21 protein-coding genes are annotated in these 21204 nt (G+C 44.9%); 6 read left to right on the forward strand and 15 right to left on the reverse strand.

Annotated elements, in window-relative coordinates:
• Positions 1-19: 19 nt before the first annotated feature.
• The 4 genes from MAR181_RS11915 to MAR181_RS11930 all read right to left on the reverse strand — a co-directional run bounded on the left by MAR181_RS11915 (position 20) and on the right by MAR181_RS11930 (position 1648).
• The gene (locus MAR181_RS11915; protein WP_013796847.1) at positions 20-424 is read right to left on the reverse strand and encodes a VOC family protein; all 405 of its coding nucleotides are present in this window, start codon (positions 422-424) and stop codon (positions 20-22) included.
• Positions 425-508: 84 nt separating this feature from the next.
• The gene (locus MAR181_RS11920) at positions 509-826 is read right to left on the reverse strand and encodes a GIY-YIG nuclease family protein (RefSeq protein WP_013796848.1); all 318 of its coding nucleotides are present in this window, start codon (positions 824-826) and stop codon (positions 509-511) included.
• Positions 827-844: 18 nt separating this feature from the next.
• Positions 845-1447 carry a LysE family translocator gene (locus tag MAR181_RS11925; protein WP_013796849.1) on the reverse strand — a complete coding sequence of 201 codons (603 nt, stop codon included), beginning with the start codon at positions 1445-1447 and terminating at the stop codon, positions 845-847.
• A gap of 9 nt (positions 1448-1456) precedes the next feature.
• Positions 1457-1648, reverse strand: coding sequence for a hypothetical protein (locus MAR181_RS11930; RefSeq protein ID WP_013796850.1), 192 nt, complete (start codon positions 1646-1648; stop codon positions 1457-1459).
• A 236-nt stretch (positions 1649-1884) separates the two neighbouring features.
• Between MAR181_RS11930 and MAR181_RS11935 the strand changes: the two genes are divergently transcribed.
• Positions 1885-3294: an aminotransferase-like domain-containing protein gene (locus tag MAR181_RS11935; protein WP_013796851.1), complete on the forward strand. Its 1410-nt coding sequence runs from the start codon at positions 1885-1887 to the stop codon at positions 3292-3294.
• Positions 3295-3360: 66 nt separating this feature from the next.
• Here the strand turns inward: MAR181_RS11935 and MAR181_RS11940 are convergent, their stop codons facing one another.
• The 5 genes from MAR181_RS11940 to MAR181_RS11960 all read right to left on the reverse strand — a co-directional run bounded on the left by MAR181_RS11940 (position 3361) and on the right by MAR181_RS11960 (position 8490).
• Positions 3361-4161: an ABC transporter ATP-binding protein gene (locus MAR181_RS11940; protein WP_013796852.1), complete on the reverse strand. Its 801-nt coding sequence runs from the start codon at positions 4159-4161 to the stop codon at positions 3361-3363.
• A 46-nt stretch (positions 4162-4207) separates the two neighbouring features.
• Complete coding sequence (locus tag MAR181_RS11945; RefSeq protein WP_013796853.1) at positions 4208-5287, reverse strand: FecCD family ABC transporter permease; 1080 nt, start codon at positions 5285-5287, stop codon at positions 4208-4210.
• A complete protein-coding gene (locus MAR181_RS11950; protein ID WP_013796854.1) occupies positions 5284-6303 on the reverse strand; it encodes a FecCD family ABC transporter permease in 1020 nt (339 codons plus the stop codon). The genes MAR181_RS11945 and MAR181_RS11950 overlap by 4 nt, the downstream gene beginning before the upstream one ends.
• Entirely contained in the window at positions 6303-7250 is a 948-nt protein-coding gene (locus tag MAR181_RS11955; protein ID WP_013796855.1) for an ABC transporter substrate-binding protein, read from the reverse strand. Before MAR181_RS11955 ends, MAR181_RS11950 begins: the two co-directional genes overlap by 1 nt.
• 175 nt (positions 7251-7425) lie before the next feature.
• Entirely contained in the window at positions 7426-8490 is a 1065-nt protein-coding gene (locus tag MAR181_RS11960) for an MBL fold metallo-hydrolase (RefSeq protein WP_013796856.1), read from the reverse strand.
• Positions 8491-8621: 131 nt separating this feature from the next.
• Between MAR181_RS11960 and MAR181_RS11965 the strand changes: the two genes are divergently transcribed.
• Positions 8622-9536: a LysR family transcriptional regulator gene (locus tag MAR181_RS11965; RefSeq protein WP_013796857.1), complete on the forward strand. Its 915-nt coding sequence runs from the start codon at positions 8622-8624 to the stop codon at positions 9534-9536.
• 66 nt (positions 9537-9602) lie between these two features.
• Here MAR181_RS11965 and MAR181_RS11970 read toward each other — a convergent pair whose 3' ends face one another.
• The 4 genes from MAR181_RS11970 to MAR181_RS11985 form a co-directional block, all read right to left on the reverse strand.
• Positions 9603-11324 carry a tannase/feruloyl esterase family alpha/beta hydrolase gene (locus MAR181_RS11970; RefSeq protein ID WP_013796858.1) on the reverse strand — a complete coding sequence of 574 codons (1722 nt, stop codon included), beginning with the start codon at positions 11322-11324 and terminating at the stop codon, positions 9603-9605.
• A gap of 107 nt (positions 11325-11431) precedes the next feature.
• Complete coding sequence (locus tag MAR181_RS11975; protein ID WP_013796859.1) at positions 11432-12235, reverse strand: cyclase family protein; 804 nt, start codon at positions 12233-12235, stop codon at positions 11432-11434.
• Complete coding sequence (locus MAR181_RS11980; protein WP_013796860.1) at positions 12225-13220, reverse strand: fumarylacetoacetate hydrolase family protein; 996 nt, start codon at positions 13218-13220, stop codon at positions 12225-12227. The genes MAR181_RS11975 and MAR181_RS11980 overlap by 11 nt, the downstream gene beginning before the upstream one ends.
• Positions 13221-13249: 29 nt before the next feature.
• Positions 13250-14473 carry an MFS transporter gene (locus MAR181_RS11985; protein ID WP_013796861.1) on the reverse strand — a complete coding sequence of 408 codons (1224 nt, stop codon included), beginning with the start codon at positions 14471-14473 and terminating at the stop codon, positions 13250-13252.
• Positions 14474-14742: 269 nt separating this feature from the next.
• On the opposite strand from MAR181_RS11985, the gene MAR181_RS11990 reads away from it, so the two are divergent.
• Entirely contained in the window at positions 14743-15648 is a 906-nt protein-coding gene (locus MAR181_RS11990; protein ID WP_013796863.1) for a LysR substrate-binding domain-containing protein, read from the forward strand.
• Between the two features lie 66 nt (positions 15649-15714).
• Here the strand turns inward: MAR181_RS11990 and MAR181_RS11995 are convergent, their stop codons facing one another.
• Both MAR181_RS11995 and MAR181_RS12000 read right to left on the reverse strand, forming a co-directional pair.
• The gene (locus tag MAR181_RS11995) at positions 15715-16866 is read right to left on the reverse strand and encodes a porin (RefSeq protein ID WP_013796864.1); all 1152 of its coding nucleotides are present in this window, start codon (positions 16864-16866) and stop codon (positions 15715-15717) included.
• Between the two features lie 415 nt (positions 16867-17281).
• Positions 17282-18187, reverse strand: coding sequence for a LysR family transcriptional regulator (locus MAR181_RS12000; RefSeq protein ID WP_013796865.1), 906 nt, complete (start codon positions 18185-18187; stop codon positions 17282-17284).
• Between the two features lie 176 nt (positions 18188-18363).
• Between MAR181_RS12000 and MAR181_RS12005 the strand changes: the two genes are divergently transcribed.
• The 3 genes from MAR181_RS12005 to MAR181_RS12015 all read left to right on the forward strand — a co-directional run bounded on the left by MAR181_RS12005 (position 18364) and on the right by MAR181_RS12015 (position 21192).
• Positions 18364-19350 (forward strand): 2Fe-2S iron-sulfur cluster-binding protein, encoded by a 987-nt coding sequence (locus MAR181_RS12005; RefSeq protein ID WP_013796866.1) that lies wholly within the window; start codon positions 18364-18366, stop codon positions 19348-19350.
• Positions 19351-19459: 109 nt separating this feature from the next.
• Positions 19460-20716: an aromatic ring-hydroxylating dioxygenase subunit alpha gene (locus tag MAR181_RS12010; RefSeq protein ID WP_013796867.1), complete on the forward strand. Its 1257-nt coding sequence runs from the start codon at positions 19460-19462 to the stop codon at positions 20714-20716.
• A 2-nt stretch (positions 20717-20718) separates the two neighbouring features.
• Complete coding sequence (locus tag MAR181_RS12015; protein WP_013796868.1) at positions 20719-21192, forward strand: aromatic-ring-hydroxylating dioxygenase subunit beta; 474 nt, start codon at positions 20719-20721, stop codon at positions 21190-21192.
• The last annotated feature ends 12 nt before the right edge of the window (positions 21193-21204 follow it).

Genomic DNA, 21204 nt, shown 5'->3' on the forward strand with positions numbered 1-21204 from the left:
TCTTTATTGATTCGGGGGCTCACTGTTCTTCAATTCGAGGATCTAGTGTGGTTTCGGTTTCCAACACACTGACTTCAATCAAATTATTATCAGGATCATTAAAATAAACCGATTGAATGGGGCCTGTAGCACCAGACTTTGCCACTGGGCCTTCGATGATGGTGACCTCACAGGCTTGAAGATGGGCGACTAGCTTTTCAAGTGACCAATGGGTGATCAAACATATGTCGCCCGAGCCTTCCATAGCATGATTTCGCAACTCTTGGCCCAATAGCTGAAAATTGATTTTTTGCTCACCAAAACGCACGGCTCGTCGACCTTCAGCGAAGGTTATCGCTTCCATTTCAAGTACTTTTTCATAAAAGGCGACGGCGTTTTCAATGTCTGAAACGGTTAATACTATATGGTCAATATGACTAATCATCCGCGCTCAATCTCCTGTACAAATCCGTTGGGGCCAAGCCATGCTACGAGGGATAAGCAAGAAAAACAAGCCTAAAAAGCTAACTCATTTCAACAAGGATATGGGGTCCAATTGACCTTCTATTAAACCTTGTTTTTGACGCCGATTAAGTTTTTTAATTCGACTTTCAATCATCAAGGCTTCACTTTTTGAGCCAACCGCATGCTGCCAGACTAATTCTAATGGCCCTTTCCCTCGCAGATACCGTGCCGCTTTTTTGCCATCACCAGAATGTTCTTTGAAGCGTCTGTCTACATCAGTGCTTATCCCAGTATATAAGGTATTTAAGCGGGTCTTAATGATGTAGAGACTCCAACTTGTGTCTACCTTATTAGCCACCTTTATTTGACTTGAATCCGTCACCTTATCTCCTTAGTTCACTTATCCAATAATCATAAACAGTGTCAACACGGTTGCCAGTCCCATAATGTAATTAAAGCCGCGCTGACGTCTGGGATCCGTCAACCAGATACGTATCTTCATACCTGCCCAAGCCCATATAGAAATGGCAATGAAGCCCAAACAAGCAAACGCCAATAGAATCGACATTCCCGATGCCAAATACTTATCGCCAGCAATCGCAAAGCTACTGACACAGCCTAAGGACATCATCCAAGCCTTTGGATTGACGTATTGAAACAAAGCGGCCTGCCACCAACTCATTGGTTTAGCCACATGCTTGCCTGCTTCAAGCTGGCCAACAGGCGCACTGGCAATCTTCCAAGCCAACCACAGCAAATATAAGCCCCCCATCCATTGTAAAACTGAATATAAAGGGGGATACACACTGAACGCGGCCCCTAATCCCAACAAGGTCGCCAGCAACAAACTGAACATACCAATGATAATACCCAGCATATGTGGAATAGTGCGATGAAAGCCAAATTGAGCGCCAGAAGCCAATAACATGATGTTATTTGGCCCAGGCGTTACCGAAGTAATAAAAGCAAACATGGCCAAAGCTACAAAATATGACGTATCCATCTGCTTACCCTAATCCATTTGATGCTGAAACAGGTCCTGCAAAAAGCCTTTAACACTGGCTTTATTCGCTTCCAAACGCTGCTCTTCTGGGGTCACGCCAATGTCTATACCCTGCTCTCGTGTCATTGTTTTTAATGCTTTACGAGTTTTAAAACGTAAAACACAGGCTTGTAAATGAGCTAAAAAACCGATTACTAACATGACTTATCTCCTTGCGTTAACGGTGTATCCTAAAAATACCCCTTTGTGTAGGTTCATATACTTTAAAGCAGGAGCAATACTCAATACAGATTCAAAAAAACGCTTATTTAATCATACAGTTTGATATAAAAGTCTCTGTATGCTCACATTAACCCACATCTGTATGGTTATTTTCTGCATTCAAGCACCTTACAATAGTCACAACGCAACACAGTTGAACAGTTTGGGAGAAAAAAATGACTCTGTATGAAAACCTAGCCATTCGGCTACGAGAGCACATCGAGCTTGGTTTCTATAAACCAGGTGATAAGCTCCCCTCGGTCAGACAACTGGCGAAAGAGCATGGCGTCAGTATTTCTACCGTTCAAGAAGCTTACCGGCAGCTAGAGCAAGAACTCTTAGTTGAAGCCAGACCTAAGTCTGGTTACTTTGTTAGCGCTCAAAAGCAGGACAACTTACCAAGCATTTCCCGTCCACCGCAACGACCTTTGGAAGTATCACAATGGGAAGAAGTGCTCAATATGCTGATGATTCGCAGCCGTACCGATGCGGTACAATTACAGCATGCCATGCCTGACATGAAAGCACCGACCTTAAAACCTCTGCTAAAGGATTTAACCAAACAGGACCCTGAGATTGGTCTAGGCTATTCTGATATTCGGGGGACAGAAGAACTAAGAACACAATTATGTCGTTTGGCGGTGGCATCTGGCTGTCAACTTCACCCAGATGACCTAGTCATCACCTCTGGGTGCCAAGAAGCCCTATCAGTTTGTTTACGTGCGGTAACGGAACCCGGCGACATCATTGCCATTGAGTCACCCAGTTTTTATGGTTCCATGCAGGCCATTAAAGCCGCCAATCTAAAAGCCATGGAAATACCCACTCACCCAGGCACAGGAATCAGTCTAGAAGCATTAGAGTTGGCGTTAGACCAGTGGCCAATCAAAGCCATTTTTGTCACACCAACCTGCAATAATCCAATAGGTTACACCATGCCTGAGGACAAAAAAGAGCAGCTTTACCGATTAGCCCAAAGCTATGACATCACCATTATTGAAGATGATATTTATGGTGATATTTCCTTTCAATTCCCTCGTCCAAAAACCATCAAGTCATTTGATACCGATGGCCGAGTATTACTCTGCTCATCTTTTTCTAAATCCATTGCCCCTGGCATGCGAGTCGGCTGGATAGCGCCGGGACGTTATCGTGATAAAGTCACTCACATTAAATACGTATCAAGCTCGATGTGCCCAGTTATGCCACAATTAGCCGTGGCCAAATTCATTCGTTTAGGCGGCTATGCAAAACACATTCGGCAAATGCGACAAAACTATGAAAAGCAACGAGATCAATTATTAAAAGCAATTAAAACCTACTTCCCTAAAGACACACGTGTGAGTTTTCCTGACGGCAGCTTTATTCTCTGGGTTGAGTTAAATCAGCACATAGATAGCATGAAGCTGATGAAAAAATGTCGAGAACATGGCGTCGGATTTGCACCAGGGCCACTTTTTTCAGCAACCGGAAAATACCGTAATTGCTTTCGTCTAAATTACAGTGAGCAGAGCAGTGAAAAACGCGAATGGGCAATTAAAAGCCTAGGAGAGGTTATCAATACTTTTCAACCACAAGAATCCTAAAAGCAAGAAGGTTAAATACGAAAATGCAGCCGTAGTGGCTGCATTATTATAAGCTTATGGCATGACTTAAGCTTTAACCCGTTTGATGTTAATTAAAATTGGGCTACCTGTCATAGGATCTGGTATCAAGTCACACTCGACGCCATACAGTTCCATCACCAACTCTTTAGTCATCACTTCTTTTGGACTGCCCTGGGTTATGATCTTACCTTGTTTCATCGCCACAATATGATCAGCATAACGACAAGCACTGGGTAAATCATGCACCACCATGGCAATGGTTTTGCCCTCTTCAGACAGCTCTCGGATTAATTCAAACACTTCAATTTGATGACCCAAGTCCAAAGCCGAGGTCGGCTCATCTAAAAGCAATAAAGGGGTTTCCTGCGCTATGGACATGGCGATCCAAGCACGCTGCCTTTGACCACCTGACAAGGTGTCCAACAAACGCTCTTTCAAATCACTCAAGTCTGCCGCTTTAAGAGCGTAATCAATGGCTTCTTGATCGCTCATGGCCCATTGCTTAAGAGCACTTTGATGCGGATGACGACCAAAGCGAATCAATTCACTTACCGTTATGCCATCCGGTGCAATGGTATCTTGCGGCAATAACGCCAAACGTCGCGCCACTTCTTTCGAAGGCAAACGGTGAATGTCTTTGCCATCCAGTAACACAGCACCACCACTTGGCACATGGATACGGGATAAACCATTCAATAAAGTCGATTTACCACAGCCATTTGGTCCAACAATAGCGGTTACTTTGCTACTGGGTAAACAAATGTCCAACTCTTCAATTATCGTGGTTTTACCATGCTTCAAGGTTAACGCTTCAGCAACTAAAGAAACGGTATCAGACTGACTCACGAAACACTTATCCTTTTAAAATGGCCTTATCAAAAGGCCTTATCATTTATATAGTCGACTTAGAACGCTGGCGTATCAAAATCCAAATCAGATACGGGCCACCGACGACCGAGGTCACAATGCCAACTGGCAATTCGATGGGCGATAATATGGTTCGTCCGATCAGATCAGCGGCCACCATAATAAAGGCACCCGCCAAGGCGGATCCGATCAATGGAATACCGCGATAGCGTGCAAACACACGTGCCATTTCGGGGCCAATTAACGCCACTAAGCCCACAGGCCCAGCCACCGCAACCGCTAAACCGGTTAAAATAATCGACAAACTTAAAGACGACAGACGCAGCCATTTAGTACTGGAACCCAGGCCCGTAATTACGGCATCCGAAAACGGCAACAAGGAAAATAAGTGGGTTAACAGCAAGCACGCCACCAAACACAACAGCAGTCCACCACCTAAGATATTCACCATCAGTTCAGGACGCGCACTCAAACTGCCGACCGTCCAAGGGTAAGCCGCATTCGCTGTGTCAATGTCCACTTGACTTAGCATCAACTGTGTCATTGCTCCAGCAATGGCACCAATACCAATCCCAGCCACGATAAAACGATAACCACGAGTGCCACTGCTGCCCGCCAAACCAAAGGCCAACGCGGTTGCAGTGGCGGCACCCGCCAAGGCCATTGCCGAAGGCGCAATGGAAATGGCGGTACTAACCACAGAAGAAACAGCAAATGCCATGGCGGCATTATCAATGCCAATAATACCAGGAGTGGCTAAGCGATTACGGGCCAAGGTTTGCATCAAACAACCTGCCAGACTAAAGGCGGCTCCGGTGTAAATGCCAGCCAACAAGCGCTGCAAACGCAAGTCTTGTACAACAAATTGGCTCAAGGCGTCCCCTTGACCAAATAACGCCTGAATGACTTGCCATGGTGACAAAGCCACTGTGCCAATGGCCAAAGAGGCAATACTGGCAACCATCACCAAGCCCAATAACAAGAGGTTGCGACGAATAGCACGACGATCGATTAAACAAGCAAATTGCCCCAAAGCAATTTTCATGTAACCTTCAGGCACTTGAGCCTGAGTCGACCCAGTAGAAGAAGTAACGCTGTTCATCATAATGTCGGTAACCTATGCGCCCTAACAATGGCCAATAAAACAGGCGCCCCCACCATAGCCGTTAATACACCCAGTGGCATTTCAGCAGGCTGAGCCACCAATCGTGAAAATACATCCGCACTTAAAATTACCAAGGGCCCAATTGGCAAACACAAGCATAAGGTTCGGCGGATGTCTGGGCCGACTAACGCCCGAGCCGCAAATGGCACCACTAAACCAACAAACATCACAGGTCCAGCGATGGCCGTCGCCGCACCAACAAGTAAGGCTACAGCAAACACCACAAGCAGACGAATTCGACCGGGCTTATAACCTAAACCAATCGCCACCCGCTCTCCTAAAGCCAAAGAAGCCAGTGGTCTGGCCACGTAGACAACGCATGCGATCGCAATGACAAAAGAGGGTAATAAAGACAAAAGCTGATCCACATTACGCCCTGCAATACTGCCGGTAACCCAGAAACGGATTTCATCGGCCGCGCGCTCGTTATAGAGTAACAATAAAGACGTCATGGCAATCAGCAAACTGGATAATGCCGCACCAGCTAATACCAAACGAATGGGATCGTTGCGTTGGCCTTGCATTTGCGCCACACCAATCACACAAAAACAACCGATCAAAGCACCTAACTGTGCAAGACCAACTGATAAGGTCGCCGTACTGGCACCTAGGGCTAAAGCAATTGCGACGGCAAAGGCACTGCCCGAACTGACGCCAAGCAAACCAGGCTCAGCCAGAGGGTTTCGAGCGACCGATTGCATAAGAGCGCCCGCCACACCAAGACTTAGGCCTGCGAAAATACCAATCAAGGTGCGCGGCAAGCGTAATTCTGTCACCACGAAACGAGCGTCGTCGGATCCTGCGCCCATTAACACAGCCACAACCTCACTGGGCCCTACGTCACCAGCACCATAAAACAGGCTCGCCAGACAGCAAAATACCAGTAGTAACACTACTGGTATCAAGGTGCTCTTAATAGACCGCTGAGCCGGCGGGGATTGAAACCAAAATCTCATTATGGGTATTGAACCTTGGTATCCAACAGGTTTTGAATGTCATCAAGAATCGCATTCGCCGCAATGGGGCCAGATGCGCTAGTCCACAATTGACCGTCTACTGGAACAACCTGATCTCGTTTTACCACATCAAGACGCGCAAAGGCGGGTGACTGCTGTGCAGCAGCCAAGGCTTGCTGCCCTTCTTCATCCAACGTAGCCATAAAGATCCAGTCATTATCGATTTTTGACAAGTTTTCCAAACTCAATGGACTGGAATGTGGACGGCCACGCTTAATCAAGTCAGCGTCTGTCACATCAAAACCGGCCTGAGCCAATAAGCCATTTGAGAAAAATTGAGTGGTTAACACCAACGCCCCTTGTGGCATCCAACGGATCAAAGAGGTTCCTCGTTTGTCTGCTGGTATCTTAGCCTCTAAAACGTGCTTTATGTCTGCAGCTCGATCACTCACTTGAGCAATAATCTCTTCTGCTTTTTGCTCACGGTTAAGGGCTTTTGCATACACTCGCATTTCACGGATCCAACCATCAGGGCGAATCCCCTTTCCTTCTGGGACGATAGTAGGCGCAATTTTAGACAGTAGCGCATATTGTTCAGCGGGCAAACGATACGAGGCAAGGATGATATCTGGACGCTGGGCAATCACAGCTTCCAGATTGGTTTCTCTCGAGGTTCCAACAATATCAACCTTCTTTGCGATGTCTTGGATGTAGCTGGCGACACCATCACCACCACGAGTCGAAATGGCGCCCACTGGTTCAAATCCTAATGCAAATGCTGCATCCAAAGCCCCTTCATGGACCGTTACGATACGCTGTATTTGATCGCTTACTTTCACATCACCGTATTTTGTTGCCACCGTAATGTCATCGGCTAACACAGGTAAAGCGCACAACATACCAATCGCCAAACTTGCTGAACGACCTAATCCACGTAACAAGGACATATATACCTCTAACTTCCATTGATCAATAAAACGGGGAGCGGATAAGAATAATAACCTTTATCATTTAACAGATAAAGTTAGATCCTCTCAAACTATCGCCCTTCCCTTACTAAAAACTGTATTCGACTTACGCCTATGATGATTTATGCGTTTTGTTGCTGTCTCATAAAAGAAACTATGATTCGTTCGAATTCTGCTTAACACGCTCTTGATAATTGGCAATTTTTACCACGCGCGCCAAACTGCAATCTCGCAATAATGCAAACGCATCCGTGGCATGATCATCAACAAATGGATGGGGAGCATTCGCCCCACGCTCTGCCAATTTTGCCATGCGCTCTATGCTGTTATCACGGGTGGGATGATTGGATAAGAAGACATCAACCGCTTTTGCATCGCCTAACTGTTTAAAGCGCGCAGCAGAATCAGAATACATTTTCAGGCGTTCAATGTTAGGCCCAAAATTTAATCCTGTGCCTCCCCAAAGGGCCGCCATATGAGTTTGCTGACCGTCTTTTACAGGAAAAATAAGTGAGATGGTTCCTAAGGTATGGCCAGGGGTCACATAAAGCTCGACTTTCGTGTCTCCCAATTCAATCACATGGCCGTCTTCAATACTGATGTCACGGGTTGGAGCCAGCCCCCATTTGGGATTAAAAATTTCAGGCTCTGGCTTTTCCAGCTCCGTCCAATCCGCATCACTCATCACGACTCGCGGTTTAAATTCATTTACGATGTATTCTTGACCACCGTAATGATCCCCATGGGCATGAGCAATGATCAAATAGCGAATATCGTGCGGATCCATACCCAGTGATTTAATCCCTGCCGTAATCACCTCCTCAGCTTGGCGATTACTGTTCATTGCATCCAATAAAATCAGACCATCTGACGTTTTAATCACCCAACTAGCAACAGATCGGTTGCCGACAAAATACAAGTTATCAAATACGGCTTGAGGAGCAACATACGACCGTTTAGCGCGTCGCGCTCTTTCTTCGTCTGTTAAGCTGCGCTTTTTTCCCTTAGACTTTCTTGAGCCAGCCACCCTAAGTGGTTGATCAATGGCACAAATATTGGCCAAACCTGGGTAGTTTTTACCCGCTTCTAACCCTTGTCGAACTAAGGCATCAGGTGTTGTCGTCTGTGCTGAGGCCGCACTGGCAAACGCGACAGATGTGAGGCATAAGATGAAAGCGCAAATCCGTTTTGGAAAACAAATAATGCCGTGAAATGTCATAAAGATCTCAACTTTATAAATAAGATTGGTTACTATTTACATTCTCACACAAAAACACAAGAATGACTCGGAACAATGCGTTCCGAAATATGCAATACTTACATGATAGTGACATTTTTAGGTATCCCCAGATGTATGATATGAATGACTTACAGAGCTTTATCACCTTGATAGAGACTGAAAATTTAACGCAAGCGGCGAAACAGTTAAGCGTTTCCAAATCCACTTTAAGTCGTCGTATTACCAATTTAGAAAATCAGTTAGGTCAACCTCTCCTACTGAGACAAGCAAACCGCATGATTGCCAATGATGCTGGTCGTGCCTTTCATCCTTTTGCTTGTAAAATCATTGATTCTGCAAAGCAGGCGCAAAAGACCATAGATTCGCTACAAGATAGTGTGATAGGTGACCTAAGTATTGCCGCCTATTCTGGTCTAGCACGCTCTTGGCTACCAAAAGAAATTATCCACTTTGCTGGGGAACATCCTGAGATTAATTTTTCCCTTAAAACCACGTCGAAATTCGCCGAGCTAGAACAAGCTGATGTAGGCGTATGGTTAGGCTCTCCTGAACCATCACGCTTCAAAGAAGAGATGGTGGGCTATCTCACTTGTGGCTTATATGCTTCTAAAAAATTTGTGGCCGAAAACCAAGATTTAGTGGACATAGATGAACTGGAGAAGATTCCGTGGGTGAACTTTCACCACTTTTATCAACCCGCTGGCGATCTGGAATTACATCATTCAGAAGATGGCGCTAAACGTATTCAGATCCCAAAATCGCAGATCTGGACGGATCAAATCGCCATGCAGTTGGAACAAATTGCCAAAGGTACGGGCATTGGGGTGTTGCCTGATTACATGGTCACCATGCGAGAAAAACACCATCCTGGCGACTTAATTCGAGTACTACCTCAGTGGCAACTGCCATTGATCCCTGTGTATTTGCTTTACCCTTATGGGACCTTACCAAAACGTATGTCGGCTTTTTTACACCATTTTCGCCATCGTACACGTGAGATTCTCAACAAACAAAAAGCCACCTAGGTCATTCAAAAACAAAAAAGGAAGTCATATCGACTTCCTTTTTTACAAAGCTAAACAGGCCTTAGATTACTGAGCGACACACGCAAAACTCGAGGCCTTTTCAGGATCGCCTTTGCCATCATACGTCGCAACGGTTGGGAAAGGGCACAATGGACGAGTACGATCGCCAGACCAAGAGGTTGGCAACTCAGGGTTTTCACCACCTGGATTATTTGCACCGCGTGCAGAGGCTATCACCTGCTCTGGCTGTTCACCCTTCTCTACCCAGTTAACCAAAGGCGTCAACATGTCAAACTGATCGACAGACTGACCTCCGCGACAATGGGCCATGCCAGGTACTGGATAAAATTGTGCGAACTGACCAGCATCGCCCTGATTTTCTCGCTCTAATGCCTGATACCAATCTTGCGTATCTTGTACCGAGAAAATAGGATCCGATACCCCATGATAGACCATAATTTTGCCACCACGATCACGCATCACACTCAAGTCTTCTGGGTTCTGCGGTGTCATAAAGCTCATACTGGCTTCTTGGTAGATGCCTTCAGTGGCATAAACTTTTTTCACTAACTCATCAATGTCAGCATTAAACACATAATCTGGACCATTGAAGTTACGAATGCTCAGGTCTTCCAGTTCCACTGGCGGAGTTTGGAAAATCATGCTCGTCGCGCCTGAATCACGCTTAATTGGCGCGCTGTATTCCCAATTCATTTGCCCCTTGTTACTGATCCCAACGTCATAGGGGAAGGAAGCATAAACTCGTTCACCATTAGATTGACGAACACCATCAAAAATGGTCTGCACAGCATTTTTTTGATCCGGCGTTAAACAGCTTCCATCACGTCCATCGGTACAACTGGCCACGTGCTTTTCAAGGTCAAATGTCGCCTGACAGGCATTGTAGTCCTGAACCAAACCATCTTTCAGGCCATCTAAACCATCACATTGCTTAATGATGGCATTGGACACAAGCTGACGCTCTTGCAGGGTAAAGGCGGCACTCAAATCCGCTTTTGTTGTACCTGGCACGGATAAATACACTTGCGCACCAGCAATGTTAGCTGTCGCAGCTAAAGGTAAGCGATAACCGGGTGCCCCCACTAAGAAGCCATCGTATTGGTCTGCATAACGAGTTGCCGCCACCATGGCATGACGACCGCCATTTGAGCAGCCAGCAAAATAGCTACGATCTGGCGCCTTACCGTATACTTGCGATACCACAGATTTGACCATAGGCGTTAACGTACCAACCGCTTGATAACCATAATCTAAACGCGCTTGCGGGTCATAACCAAACGTTGGCAGCGGACGATCATGGCCTGCATCGGAACTAATTACGGCAAAACCTTGATATAAAGCGTTGGTGATTGGGCCACCCGCAAAGCCACCTTCGGCAGGCTTCACTGAACCATCTAAACCACCATTTGCTTGATACAACAAACGGCCATTCCAAGATTTCGGTAAGCGAATTTCAAAGCCAATGGCGTATTCTTTACCATCGACGGAACTGACGCGTCGATTCATTTCACCTTTCACCAAGCAATGCTCGCCAATGGCTTTATCGGCTACTTTCATCGCACCTTCAGGTACCGATTCAACAGACAAAATATGGGTATTTTGATAACTCAACTGATTGGCAAAAGCCTCACATTGCTGAGTTAATGCCTCAGGGATAGCAGGCGACAATGACGCCTGAGAGGATGAAGGCGAATGAGAGCAACCACTAATTAACGCAGTGGATAGCAGAGTTGCCAGCGCTGTTTTAGAACAGGACATGGGTTCCATTATATCTCCTTGTGGCCGTTTACCGACCATATTGTTGTTATTTTAAACAGTAAGAATATATAACAAAAATTATTTTGCAAATGAATAACAATATTTTATGGTTTCACTCAATCTTCAAAAATGGCCACGGCTCTGACAAACCCAGCTGAGGCTTTTTCGATCTTGTAGGGAAAGCACGATACGGTAAAACCATAAGGAGGCAATGACTCTAAGTTAGACAATTTCTCCATTTGACCATAAGCAATATCACGCCCTGCTTTATGCCCTTCCCAGACAATGGCCGGATTTTTTTCATCAGCAAAACGTTTTGCAGTGTGACTAAAAGGCGCATCCCAACTCCACGCATCCGTCCCCACAATACGCACTCCCTTTTCCAATAAGAATAAAGTGCCCTCACGCCCTATCCCTACCCCAGAATGCAAGTAATCAGGCGTACCGTATAATTGTCCCGCTCGGGTGTTAATCAACACTATGTCTAATGGTTGAATTTCATAACCAATACGGTCCAACTCCTGTTGTATTTCCTTCGAACCAATCACAAAACCATCTGGATAGTCTCTAAAGTCCAGTTTTATGCCATTTTGCAAACACCAATCCAATGGCATTTCATCGATTCCCCAAGAGGCCCGACCGCCATCGGTAGTCGAAGCATAATGCCACGGCGCGTCCATATGAGTACCACTGTGAGTGGTCAAGACTAAGTCTTCAGCCGCCCAGCCTTCTTGATCTGGAAGATCTTCAGCCGTCAGCCCTGGAAACATAGCCAATAAACTCGGCAATCCTTGCTGATGATCCTGATAGGTAATTTTCGGCAGCAAAGGCGGTGGGTCTGTGTAAGGATTATTATTAAGAGTAACGGACAAATCCACGATACGACGATTAGATGAAACCCTTTGATGTTTATTTTGCAAGTTGATTTCCCCCTGATATAACAACCTGATCAATGGCCCCAAAGATACTTTCTCCGGCGTCATTAATGGATTCCATGTGAATACGATCACCAAACTTCATGAAATCCGTTTGAGCCTGCCCTGTGGCGATCATTTCAAGCGCTCTTTTTTCAGCAATACAAGAACTGCCCCGTTCAGTATTTTTGTTCGACACGGTCCCTGAGCCAATGATAGTCCCTGTGGTGAGTTTTCGAGTCAGAGCCGTGTGCGCAATCAATTCACCAAATGTAAAATTCATTTCATCGCCATTGGCCTCACCAAACCATTGTTGATTCCATGTCACATTTAATGGCAAGCAAACACGACCATCACACCACTGATCACCCAGTTCATCTGGCGTCACCGCAACGGGTGAAAAGCTGGAAGAAGGTTTCGCTTGTAGAAAACCAAAACCACCTTTGATTTCTCTTTGTATAAACCCACGCAGACTGACGTCATTCACTAACATAACCAGTCGAATGTGTGACAAAGCCTGTTCAGCGGTACAACCCATTGGCACCTCATCCACCACCACGGCATACTCACCTTCAAAATCAATCCCATGACGTTCATCGGGTAACTCAATCGGATCATTGGCCCCTAAAAAACAATCAGATGCGCCTTGATACATTAAAGGTATGGTCTCAAAATCATCCTGTGGCGGTAATGAAAAAGCCTTTTGCAGCAGCTCACCATGATTTAAAAACGCCGAGCCATCACACCACTGATAAGAGCGAGGTAAAGGGGCCATCATTTGCTCACTGTGAAAATCAAAACAAGCTTCCAGCTCACCGCCATTCAATGCGTCATACATTGGTTGAATAACGGGCTCTAACGTTTGCCAATGATCTAATAAATGCTGCATGGTTGGTGCGATTGCAGCCAAACTAAAGGCTTTTGATAAATCTCTGGAGACCAGCAGCAGGCTGCCATCCTTAAGATCATTTTTCATTGTTGCAAATTTCATCAAACCTCCCGTCACCTCAACAAGGTGAATTAAACTGCCGTTTTCTCACCTTTCATCGTGTCTGCTGATGACGCTCTTGGCCCAGTAACCGGAATAAATAGCGACAAGATCCCCGCCAAAAACAGTAGACTAGAGGCCGTCATTAACCATGAAATGTAGTTACCGGATACATCATAAAGACGACCAGCCAAATAAGGACCAACAGCGCCACCAACTAAAAACACGGCATATACCAGTCCATACGCCAACCCATAAATTTGACGTGCAAACAAACGGCTAATTAAGAACGCAATCAAATCCACTTCGGCACCAATGGCTAAACCGGTAATAATGGCACCGGACTTAGCGTAAGCTGGTCCACCTAAACCTAGAATCAAGAACCCAGCACTGGCTACCACAAATAATCCTGCGGTAATGTAAGCGGCTGAGAATCGGTCTAACAAGAATCCGACGACCAATCGACCAATAATTACTGACACACCGATTAAGGAAGCAATTGCGCCAGCTTGCGGTGGTGTTAGACCACTATCTGTCAACATCGAAAAGAAATGCGCCACGGTACCGAGCACAGCCAGAGCGGTGAGCAAAAAGATCAAACATAAGTGATAAAAGCGCCAGTTATTCAGCAGACTTCCTATTGGCGTCGTTTTTACTTCCTTGGTGATCTCAGAGTCTTTTGCACCAATTAACAATAACCAGACAATAGGAATGGCGGAGGCAACCACAACCCCGAGGACAAAGTAACCCGCTCGCCAGCCATGAGCGGCCACATAAGGCGCTAATAACTCAGGCAATAAAATGGCACCTGTGCCTGTCCCTGTTAAAATAACGCCCAAGGCTTTGCCACGGTTTTGTTGAAAAGCCACAATCACTAAACGAGTAAAAGGTAACGGGGTTGAGCCCGCTGTTAGCATAGACATAATGGCAATAATGACCAAATAACTGGTCAATCCTGTCGTAAAATGGCCCAATGCGAAAAAAGACAAAGACACCAATGCTAAAGAAATTAACGCTACCTTCGCACTGCCAAATCGATCGACTAGCCAACCTGTGGGAATCACCATGATGGCCGCAAAGCTAGTGCCAATTAATGCACCAAGAGACGAATCAGCTCGAGTCCAACCAAATTCTGCCGCCAACGGTTTCATAAAAATACCGATGGAGTAGAAGTAAATCGAGCTAACCCCGACTGAAATGCCGATGAAAGCCGCTAGTAAAACACGCCAATTTTGTAGAAATTCAGAATCTTTCATTTCACCTCTCCTGTCGATGATCCGTTAATGCACAAGGTTTCGATTGCTAAAATAGCAAACGAAAACATTGCCAAAGAAAAGACATTTACAGTAGGGTAAAGTGAATCCAAAAGACGGGATAATCGTTTCATGATTGAGTTTTCCTCATTTATTTTTATTGTGTCGGTAATCAAATTTCATAATAAATGAAGAATTAGGTATTAAAAAAATCGTATTTCTCGATATCAATCATCTATTTTTTTAAATACTAATAATAAAAAGGAAATTCAATGCGTTTTCATCACTTAGATTTGAACCTTTTAGTGGCACTTGACACTATTTTAACCGAGCGTAATGTTACTCATTCCGCCCAAAAACTAAATATCAGCCAGTCTGCCGCCAGTGGCTTATTGTCTCGATTAAGAGACTATTTTGACGATGAATTACTGGTACAGTCGGGGCGCCAAATGTTACCAACGCCTTTGGCCGTATCACTACAAGAGCCATTAAAACGAGTGCTATTGGACATCAAAACCAATATAGTCGGAGACAAGCATTTCGACCCGCTCGAATCGAATCGTCATTTCAAAATCATGGCATCGGACTATGTTACAACCGTGTTTCTTAGCCCTTTATTTAATCATGTTCACCGCTTGGCTCCGAACATGACTTTCGACATTATTCCCAATAACAATCAATACAATGACGCCATCGCGAGAGGCGACATTGACTTTCTCATCCAACCCAATCTCTATATGAAAAATGATCAGCCCAAAGCATTCTTGTTTGAAGATTCCTATTCTTGTGTCGTATGGCGAGATAACCCTCTAGTAGGCGACACTATCAATAATGAAGAGTACTTAAGTTTAGGGCATGTGGTGATTAATTTAGGGGAGATGCGAGTCCCCAGTTTTGAAGAAGACTTTGCGAAAAAATATGGCCAAGATAGGCGCATAGAAGTACACACCAGCGACTTTAATACCTTGCCACATTTGGTCGTGGGCACCAACCGTATTACCGTCATGCAGACTCGCCTGGCCCGTATTCACGCTAAAACCCTGCCCATTAAGATCATCAATACGCCAGAACCTATTCCAAGCTTACGGGAATACATGCAGTGGAATCGTATTCTTGACAGTGATCCAGCACATGAGTGGCTTAGAAGTATGTGCCATCAAGTATTCTCCCCAGAATAGCCAGCCTAAAAAAGAGGAGGCAGTCGCCTCCTCAAACTCTCGGGAAATCTTATACCCTATTAGGGGTTAAAAAGCGTAACTAACGCCAGTCCCATAACTGGTACCGGAAGATTGATCCGTTACTTCATCTTTCATTAAACGGGTAAACCAAGTAGCTCGCTTGGATAGCGCATAGTCATAGCCTAACGTCATCGTTGTGCGCTGCAGATCTTTTGCCCAGCTTCGTTCCATTGTGCTGTTGGCCAAAGACGCTTTTACCACACCAGGACCAACGGGTGAGGACAGTCCAACTTGCAACATATTAATCTGAAAGTCTTGGCTGACACTGTCGCGTGTGCCCTCTACTTTACTCTGACTAACTTGTCCGTAAAGTTTGAACGTTTTGAAATCATAGGACAAACCTAACTGAGCATTCGAGTAATCTTCAGTGGTAAAGGTTGGCGTTGCCTCAGACAGCGTGGAAAAACCTAAAGGATAGGTAAAGGTCGCACCTTTTATCTCATCTACTGATACCACCGCCGCAAATGGAAAACCACCCACTGTAACGCTCGCGCCATAACGCTCGCCTGTCGTGCCACCCTCATCTGGAGCAGCCATAACAGCGACGCTCATACCTGATATCTTAGGCAATGAATATTGTATGGCGTTATCCCACGCAGAGTCAGTGCTGCCCAATCCTGTTGCCATGGGTTGCGCCGGACTGCCAATATAGGTATGTAAAAAACTCGGACTGTATTCGTTGGACGCCCCAAAAGGGTTAAAACGAATCGTATTGATAAAGTTTAATGACGTCAGGCGACCTGCTTTGATACTCCCCAGAGAACCTTCCAAGCCCCCCCAAGCATAGCGACTGTAGAAACTTTCATCAGTTAACCCTCTGGTGCTATCTCCCTCGTCAATTTGAATAAAGCTCGATATGCCCATTTTCGCTTCCAAGCCATCAGACAACTTGGTCTGGCCAGACAAACCGATATGAGATGTGGTCATCATATTGCTGTCCACAGACACATTCGCATCGTCTTGACTACTCAATTGCCGCGACTGAGCGCCTAAATTGAATACCCCAGAAAAACGTAACGAAGATGTATCCGATGAATACAAGTCTCCGGCCACCGCACTGCCAGTCGCCAAAGCACAGGTAAGAAAAATGCCTAAAGGTTTTAGAGAAATACATAAAGAGGAAAGGTTTACACTAGAATTTCGCGTGACCATGTTCATAGTTTAAGTATCCATATTGTTATTTTTGTTAAGATTGTTTTGAAGCTAAACAATAAATAAGGAAACTTATCTTTAAAAATCGATTATTGTGATATCTTATATCCAATTTTTCATATAACACTTTATGCAATTTTGCCCTGTGCCATTTCTAAATAAAGCACATATTTTGCTTTCATATAAAGGTATGAATCCCTATATTATGCGTGATATATATGTCAAAAAATTACGCTTAAAGTGCTATGAGTCAACAAGACGGTGGCAGCGATACTAGTGAGTTGGGACGTTTGGCTAGACGTTTTAAAAGCAAGTGAATGACGATATTACTCATAATATGAGCCATCGCCATCCTGCTAGAAAGGCCTGCCTTACTGACAATGAGGCTCTTATCAGGATGACTAGAATTGAACTCAGTTTACTATTCTGAAAACAATTCAAAGATCAAATTCCGAAACCAGACATTGCCCGTGTCCTGATGATAACGGCGATGCCAAAACATATTGATTTGTGCTGGAGGAATATCGACAGGATGGGCTTTCACGATTAAATTCAGATTTTCGGCCGTTTGTAGAGCCAGCTTTTCGGTCACGGTGGCAATAAGATCGGTTTTTGCCACAATGTAAGGTGCCGAAATAAAGTGCGGGAGTTTCAATTTACTGACTCGTAATACTCCACTTTTTGCTAATAATTTCTCCACCCTACCATGCCCTGTATCTCGAGCCTCTATTATAATGTGCTCTGATTTAGAGAAGTCTTCTAAGGTTAACTTTCCCGTCGCACAAGGATGTCCTTCTCGCATCAAACAAACATAATCTTGATCGAATAAACGACGCTGATAAAAACCCGCTTCCAGTTGTGGTAACAGTCCAATGGCCAGATCCACACTGCCAGTTTCTAGCTCTTCTTTTAAGGAATGCCCTTGGTCTCTTACCGTGCTGACCGAAATATTAGGGGCGTGCTCAGCAAGGTAGGCCATCAGACGCGGCAACATATAAATCTCCCCCAAATCCGTCATATTGATGCAAAAAGATCGGTCACTCGACAAAGGGTCAAAACGCTCCTGATAATTTAATCCGTCCTGCAATGTACTCAACGAATAGCCAATAGATTCCGCAATACTATCTGCAAATGGCGTAGGTCTCATGCCTCGCGCCGTCCTTTCAAATAACTCGTCATGCAAGGCCAGCCTTAGCCTCGCAAGCGCATTACTGACCGCAGGTTGTGTCAATCCTAGGTGCTCTGCTACCAAACCAGTTTTCCGTTCTCGGTACATTAGTTGAAAAACAACCAGCAAATTTAAATCAATATCTTGTAGTCGAATCATGGTAGAGATCTCACTGATGTGAATAATTATTATTAGGATTATTTTATATCTGAATATCTCAACAACTTCTATAGTCAATTCCATACAACAGCATCGCACATAAATCAAACAATAATAAGAGACCTTTTCACGTCATCACAGTAGCCGTATAAAGATCTCAATAAATAAGAGCGACCATGGAAATACTCATTAAACCTACCAATAAAACGATCAGTGCCTCGCAAGGCAGCACCTTGCTAGAAGCGTTTTTGGAAAATGACATCGCCATTTCCTATAGCTGTCTCTCAGGTCGATGTGGAACCTGCCGCTGTAAAGTTATTGAAGGTTCAGTGAACGGACCAGCAGCTGCAGAAGGACGTTTAGCACAACATGGCCAATTCGTTTTAGCCTGTCAAAGTCGTGTTGAAACGGATTCGATTATTGAAATCCCAGAACCTGATGAAATCGTTACGCACCCAACAAAGACGATAAAAGCGGAAATAGTGTCTTTCGATATATTATCGAATGATGTGCGTAGATTAAGACTCAAAACCAACAAAACCTTCGATTATTCTCCCGGTCAATTCGCCAACCTAACTTTTTGGCGTGAAGACGGTACACGATCTTACTCTATGGCAGGCACAACGGACGATGATTCGTTAGAGTTCCACATTCGTCTTGTGCCGAATGGTCGAGTGACATCCAAGCTCGATGAACAAATCAAGATTGGTGAATCCATCAAACTCAATGGCCCACTTGGGGCCTCTTATCTTAGACGTAAAAATACCGACCCTATGTTGTGTATTGCTACCGGGACAGGGCTTGCACCTATCCTTTCAATTGTCCGAGGCGCACTAGAATCTGGAATGCAAAATAACATTCAACTGGTGTTTGGCGCGCGCACTGAAGAAGACTTATACGGCTTGGATTATTTGGAAAAATTGGCCTCTGAATACGCCAACTTCCAGTACCTAATTGCCTTAGATCATACAAAACCCAATAGTCCACATTTTCGAGGTCTGGTAACCGAGGCCATCACAGAACGTTTTCCAGAGCTTAAAAATTGGCGCATTTATTTAGCGGGAGCGCCAGCGATGGTGGAAGCCGCCTCTTTGGTTTGCAGCAAACGCGGAGCCGATATCGATCGTATATATGCCGATGCCTTTTACCCTAGCGGGGTTTAACAGCATTTATCTAATTTTTTGACATAAAAGTAAGGCCTTTTCAGGAAACCAGTCATTTCTTTTTAAGGCCAATATTCAACCCACAATAAAGACAAAAAGGGCGAATAAAATGAGTCATGAAAATCCTATTCCAATGACACCTATTTGGGAGCATGAAGACACCAGTCGAATTCCCTTTTGGGCTTATACAGACAAAGACATACATAAGCAGGAGCTTGAGAAACTCTTTTATAAAAAACATTGGTGTTATGTCGGATTAGAAGCCGAAATTCCACAACCTGGCGACTTCAAACGCACGGTTATTGGCGAACGTTCCGTCATTATGGTCCGTCATGAAGATAACAGTATTTATGTGGTTGAAAACGTTTGCGCCCATCGGGGCATGCGTTTTTGTCGAGAAAAACATGGCCATGTCAAAAGCTTTACCTGCCCTTATCACCAATGGAATTACGACCTAGAAGGCAAGCTGCAAGGGGTTCCTTTCCGCCGAGGTGTCAAACAAGATGGCAAAGCAAAAGGCGGCATGCCTAAAGATTTCAAAACATCTGATCATGGCTTAACCAAACTACTAGTCGCAACGCGCGGCGGCGTTGTTTTCGCCAGTTTTGACCATGATGTCGAGTCATTTGAAGATTTTCTTGGCCCCACTATGTTGTCCTACTTTGATCGAATGTTTAATGGTCGCAAGCTCACCTTGTTGGGTTACAACAAGCAACGTATTCCAGGCAATTGGAAACTGATGCAGGAAAACATCAAAGACCCTTACCACCCAGGTTTACTGCATACCTGGTTTGTCACTTTTGGCTTATGGCGTGCAGATAACCGCTCTGAGTTAAAAATGGATGAGCATTTTCGCCATGCCGCGATGATCTCAACACGAGGCTCAGGCGGTAAAGACACACAAACCACGAATGTTTCCAGTTTTAAAGAGTCCATGCAGCTCAATGACCCTAGCTTCTTAGATGTCGAAGTCGAGCCATGGTGGGATGGCCCGACCGCCGTCATGATGACCCTCTTCCCAAGCGTCATTCTGCAACAGCAGGTTAACAGTGTCAGTACCCGTCATATTCAACCAAACGGCCATGGTTCGTTCGACTTTGTTTGGACGCATTTTGGCTACGAAGACGATACCCCCGACATGACCGAGCGTCGTTTGCGCCAAGCGAATCTGTTTGGCCCTGCGGGCTTTGTTTCGGCGGATGACGGTGAAGTCATTGAATTTTCTCAACAGGGTTTTGAGCAGAAACCTTTCCATCGTTCACTGGCAGAACTGGGCGGGAAAGAAATAGAAGAAACCGATCATATGGTCTCTGAAACCTTAATCCGAGGCATGTACGCCTACTGGCGCAAAGTGATGGGAGTATGACAATGAAAGCAGACAACTACCTAAAACTGACTCAATTTTACCAAAACTACGCCGCTATGGTTGATCAAGAAAATTGGGACGCGTGGCTCGACATGTTTAGCGAAGATTGCGTTTACAAGGTTCAAGCCAGAGAAAACTATGAACGCAACTTGCCCATGGCCGCATTATCACTCACCAGTAAAGGCATGCTGAAAGACCGTATTTACGGTATCACAGAAACCATATTTCACGACCCTTACCACCAGCTGCATCTGGTTTCATCGCCTCTGATATTAAGTGAATCAGATGACGGCATCATTGAATCACAAGCTAATTACACGGTTTTTCGAACCAAGAATAATGGCATTGCTGAAGTCTATAACGTCGGTCGTTATCTGGATCATTTACGCCTAACGGAACAAGGTATTCAGATCAAATCTCGACTCTGCATTTTTGACAACGAGATGATTCTTAATTCTTTGATTTACCCAATTTAATACTCGAAAAAA

Source organism: Marinomonas posidonica IVIA-Po-181, assembly GCF_000214215.1.
GTDB lineage: Bacteria > Pseudomonadota > Gammaproteobacteria > Pseudomonadales > Marinomonadaceae > Marinomonas > Marinomonas posidonica.

Bases quoted from the DNA above. Each gene is read 5' to 3' on its own strand.
- MAR181_RS11915 (WP_013796847.1), bottom strand. From the start codon at position 424: ATGATTAGTCATATTGACCATATAGTATTAACCGTTTCAGACATTGAA.
- MAR181_RS11925 (WP_013796849.1), bottom strand. From the start codon at position 1,447: ATGGATACGTCATATTTTGTAGCTTTGGCCATGTTTGCTTTTATTACT.
- MAR181_RS11930 (WP_013796850.1), bottom strand. From the start codon at position 1,648: ATGTTAGTAATCGGTTTTTTAGCTCATTTACAAGCCTGTGTTTTACGT.
- MAR181_RS11935 (WP_013796851.1), top strand. From the start codon at position 1,885: ATGACTCTGTATGAAAACCTAGCCATTCGGCTACGAGAGCACATCGAG.
- MAR181_RS11945 (WP_013796853.1), bottom strand. From the start codon at position 5,287: ATGATGAACAGCGTTACTTCTTCTACTGGGTCGACTCAGGCTCAAGTG.
- MAR181_RS11950 (WP_013796854.1), bottom strand. From the start codon at position 6,303: ATGAGATTTTGGTTTCAATCCCCGCCGGCTCAGCGGTCTATTAAGAGC.
- MAR181_RS11955 (WP_013796855.1), bottom strand. From the start codon at position 7,250: ATGTCCTTGTTACGTGGATTAGGTCGTTCAGCAAGTTTGGCGATTGGT.
- MAR181_RS11960 (WP_013796856.1), bottom strand. From the start codon at position 8,490: ATGACATTTCACGGCATTATTTGTTTTCCAAAACGGATTTGCGCTTTC.
- MAR181_RS11965 (WP_013796857.1), top strand. From the start codon at position 8,622: ATGTATGATATGAATGACTTACAGAGCTTTATCACCTTGATAGAGACT.
- MAR181_RS11970 (WP_013796858.1), bottom strand. From the start codon at position 11,324: ATGGAACCCATGTCCTGTTCTAAAACAGCGCTGGCAACTCTGCTATCC.
- MAR181_RS11980 (WP_013796860.1), bottom strand. From the start codon at position 13,220: ATGAAATTTGCAACAATGAAAAATGATCTTAAGGATGGCAGCCTGCTG.
- MAR181_RS11985 (WP_013796861.1), bottom strand. From the start codon at position 14,473: ATGAAAGATTCTGAATTTCTACAAAATTGGCGTGTTTTACTAGCGGCT.
- MAR181_RS11990 (WP_013796863.1), top strand. From the start codon at position 14,743: ATGCGTTTTCATCACTTAGATTTGAACCTTTTAGTGGCACTTGACACT.
- MAR181_RS11995 (WP_013796864.1), bottom strand. From the start codon at position 16,866: ATGAACATGGTCACGCGAAATTCTAGTGTAAACCTTTCCTCTTTATGT.
- MAR181_RS12000 (WP_013796865.1), bottom strand. From the start codon at position 18,187: ATGATTCGACTACAAGATATTGATTTAAATTTGCTGGTTGTTTTTCAA.
- MAR181_RS12005 (WP_013796866.1), top strand. From the start codon at position 18,364: ATGGAAATACTCATTAAACCTACCAATAAAACGATCAGTGCCTCGCAA.
- MAR181_RS12010 (WP_013796867.1), top strand. From the start codon at position 19,460: ATGAGTCATGAAAATCCTATTCCAATGACACCTATTTGGGAGCATGAA.
- MAR181_RS12015 (WP_013796868.1), top strand. From the start codon at position 20,719: ATGAAAGCAGACAACTACCTAAAACTGACTCAATTTTACCAAAACTAC.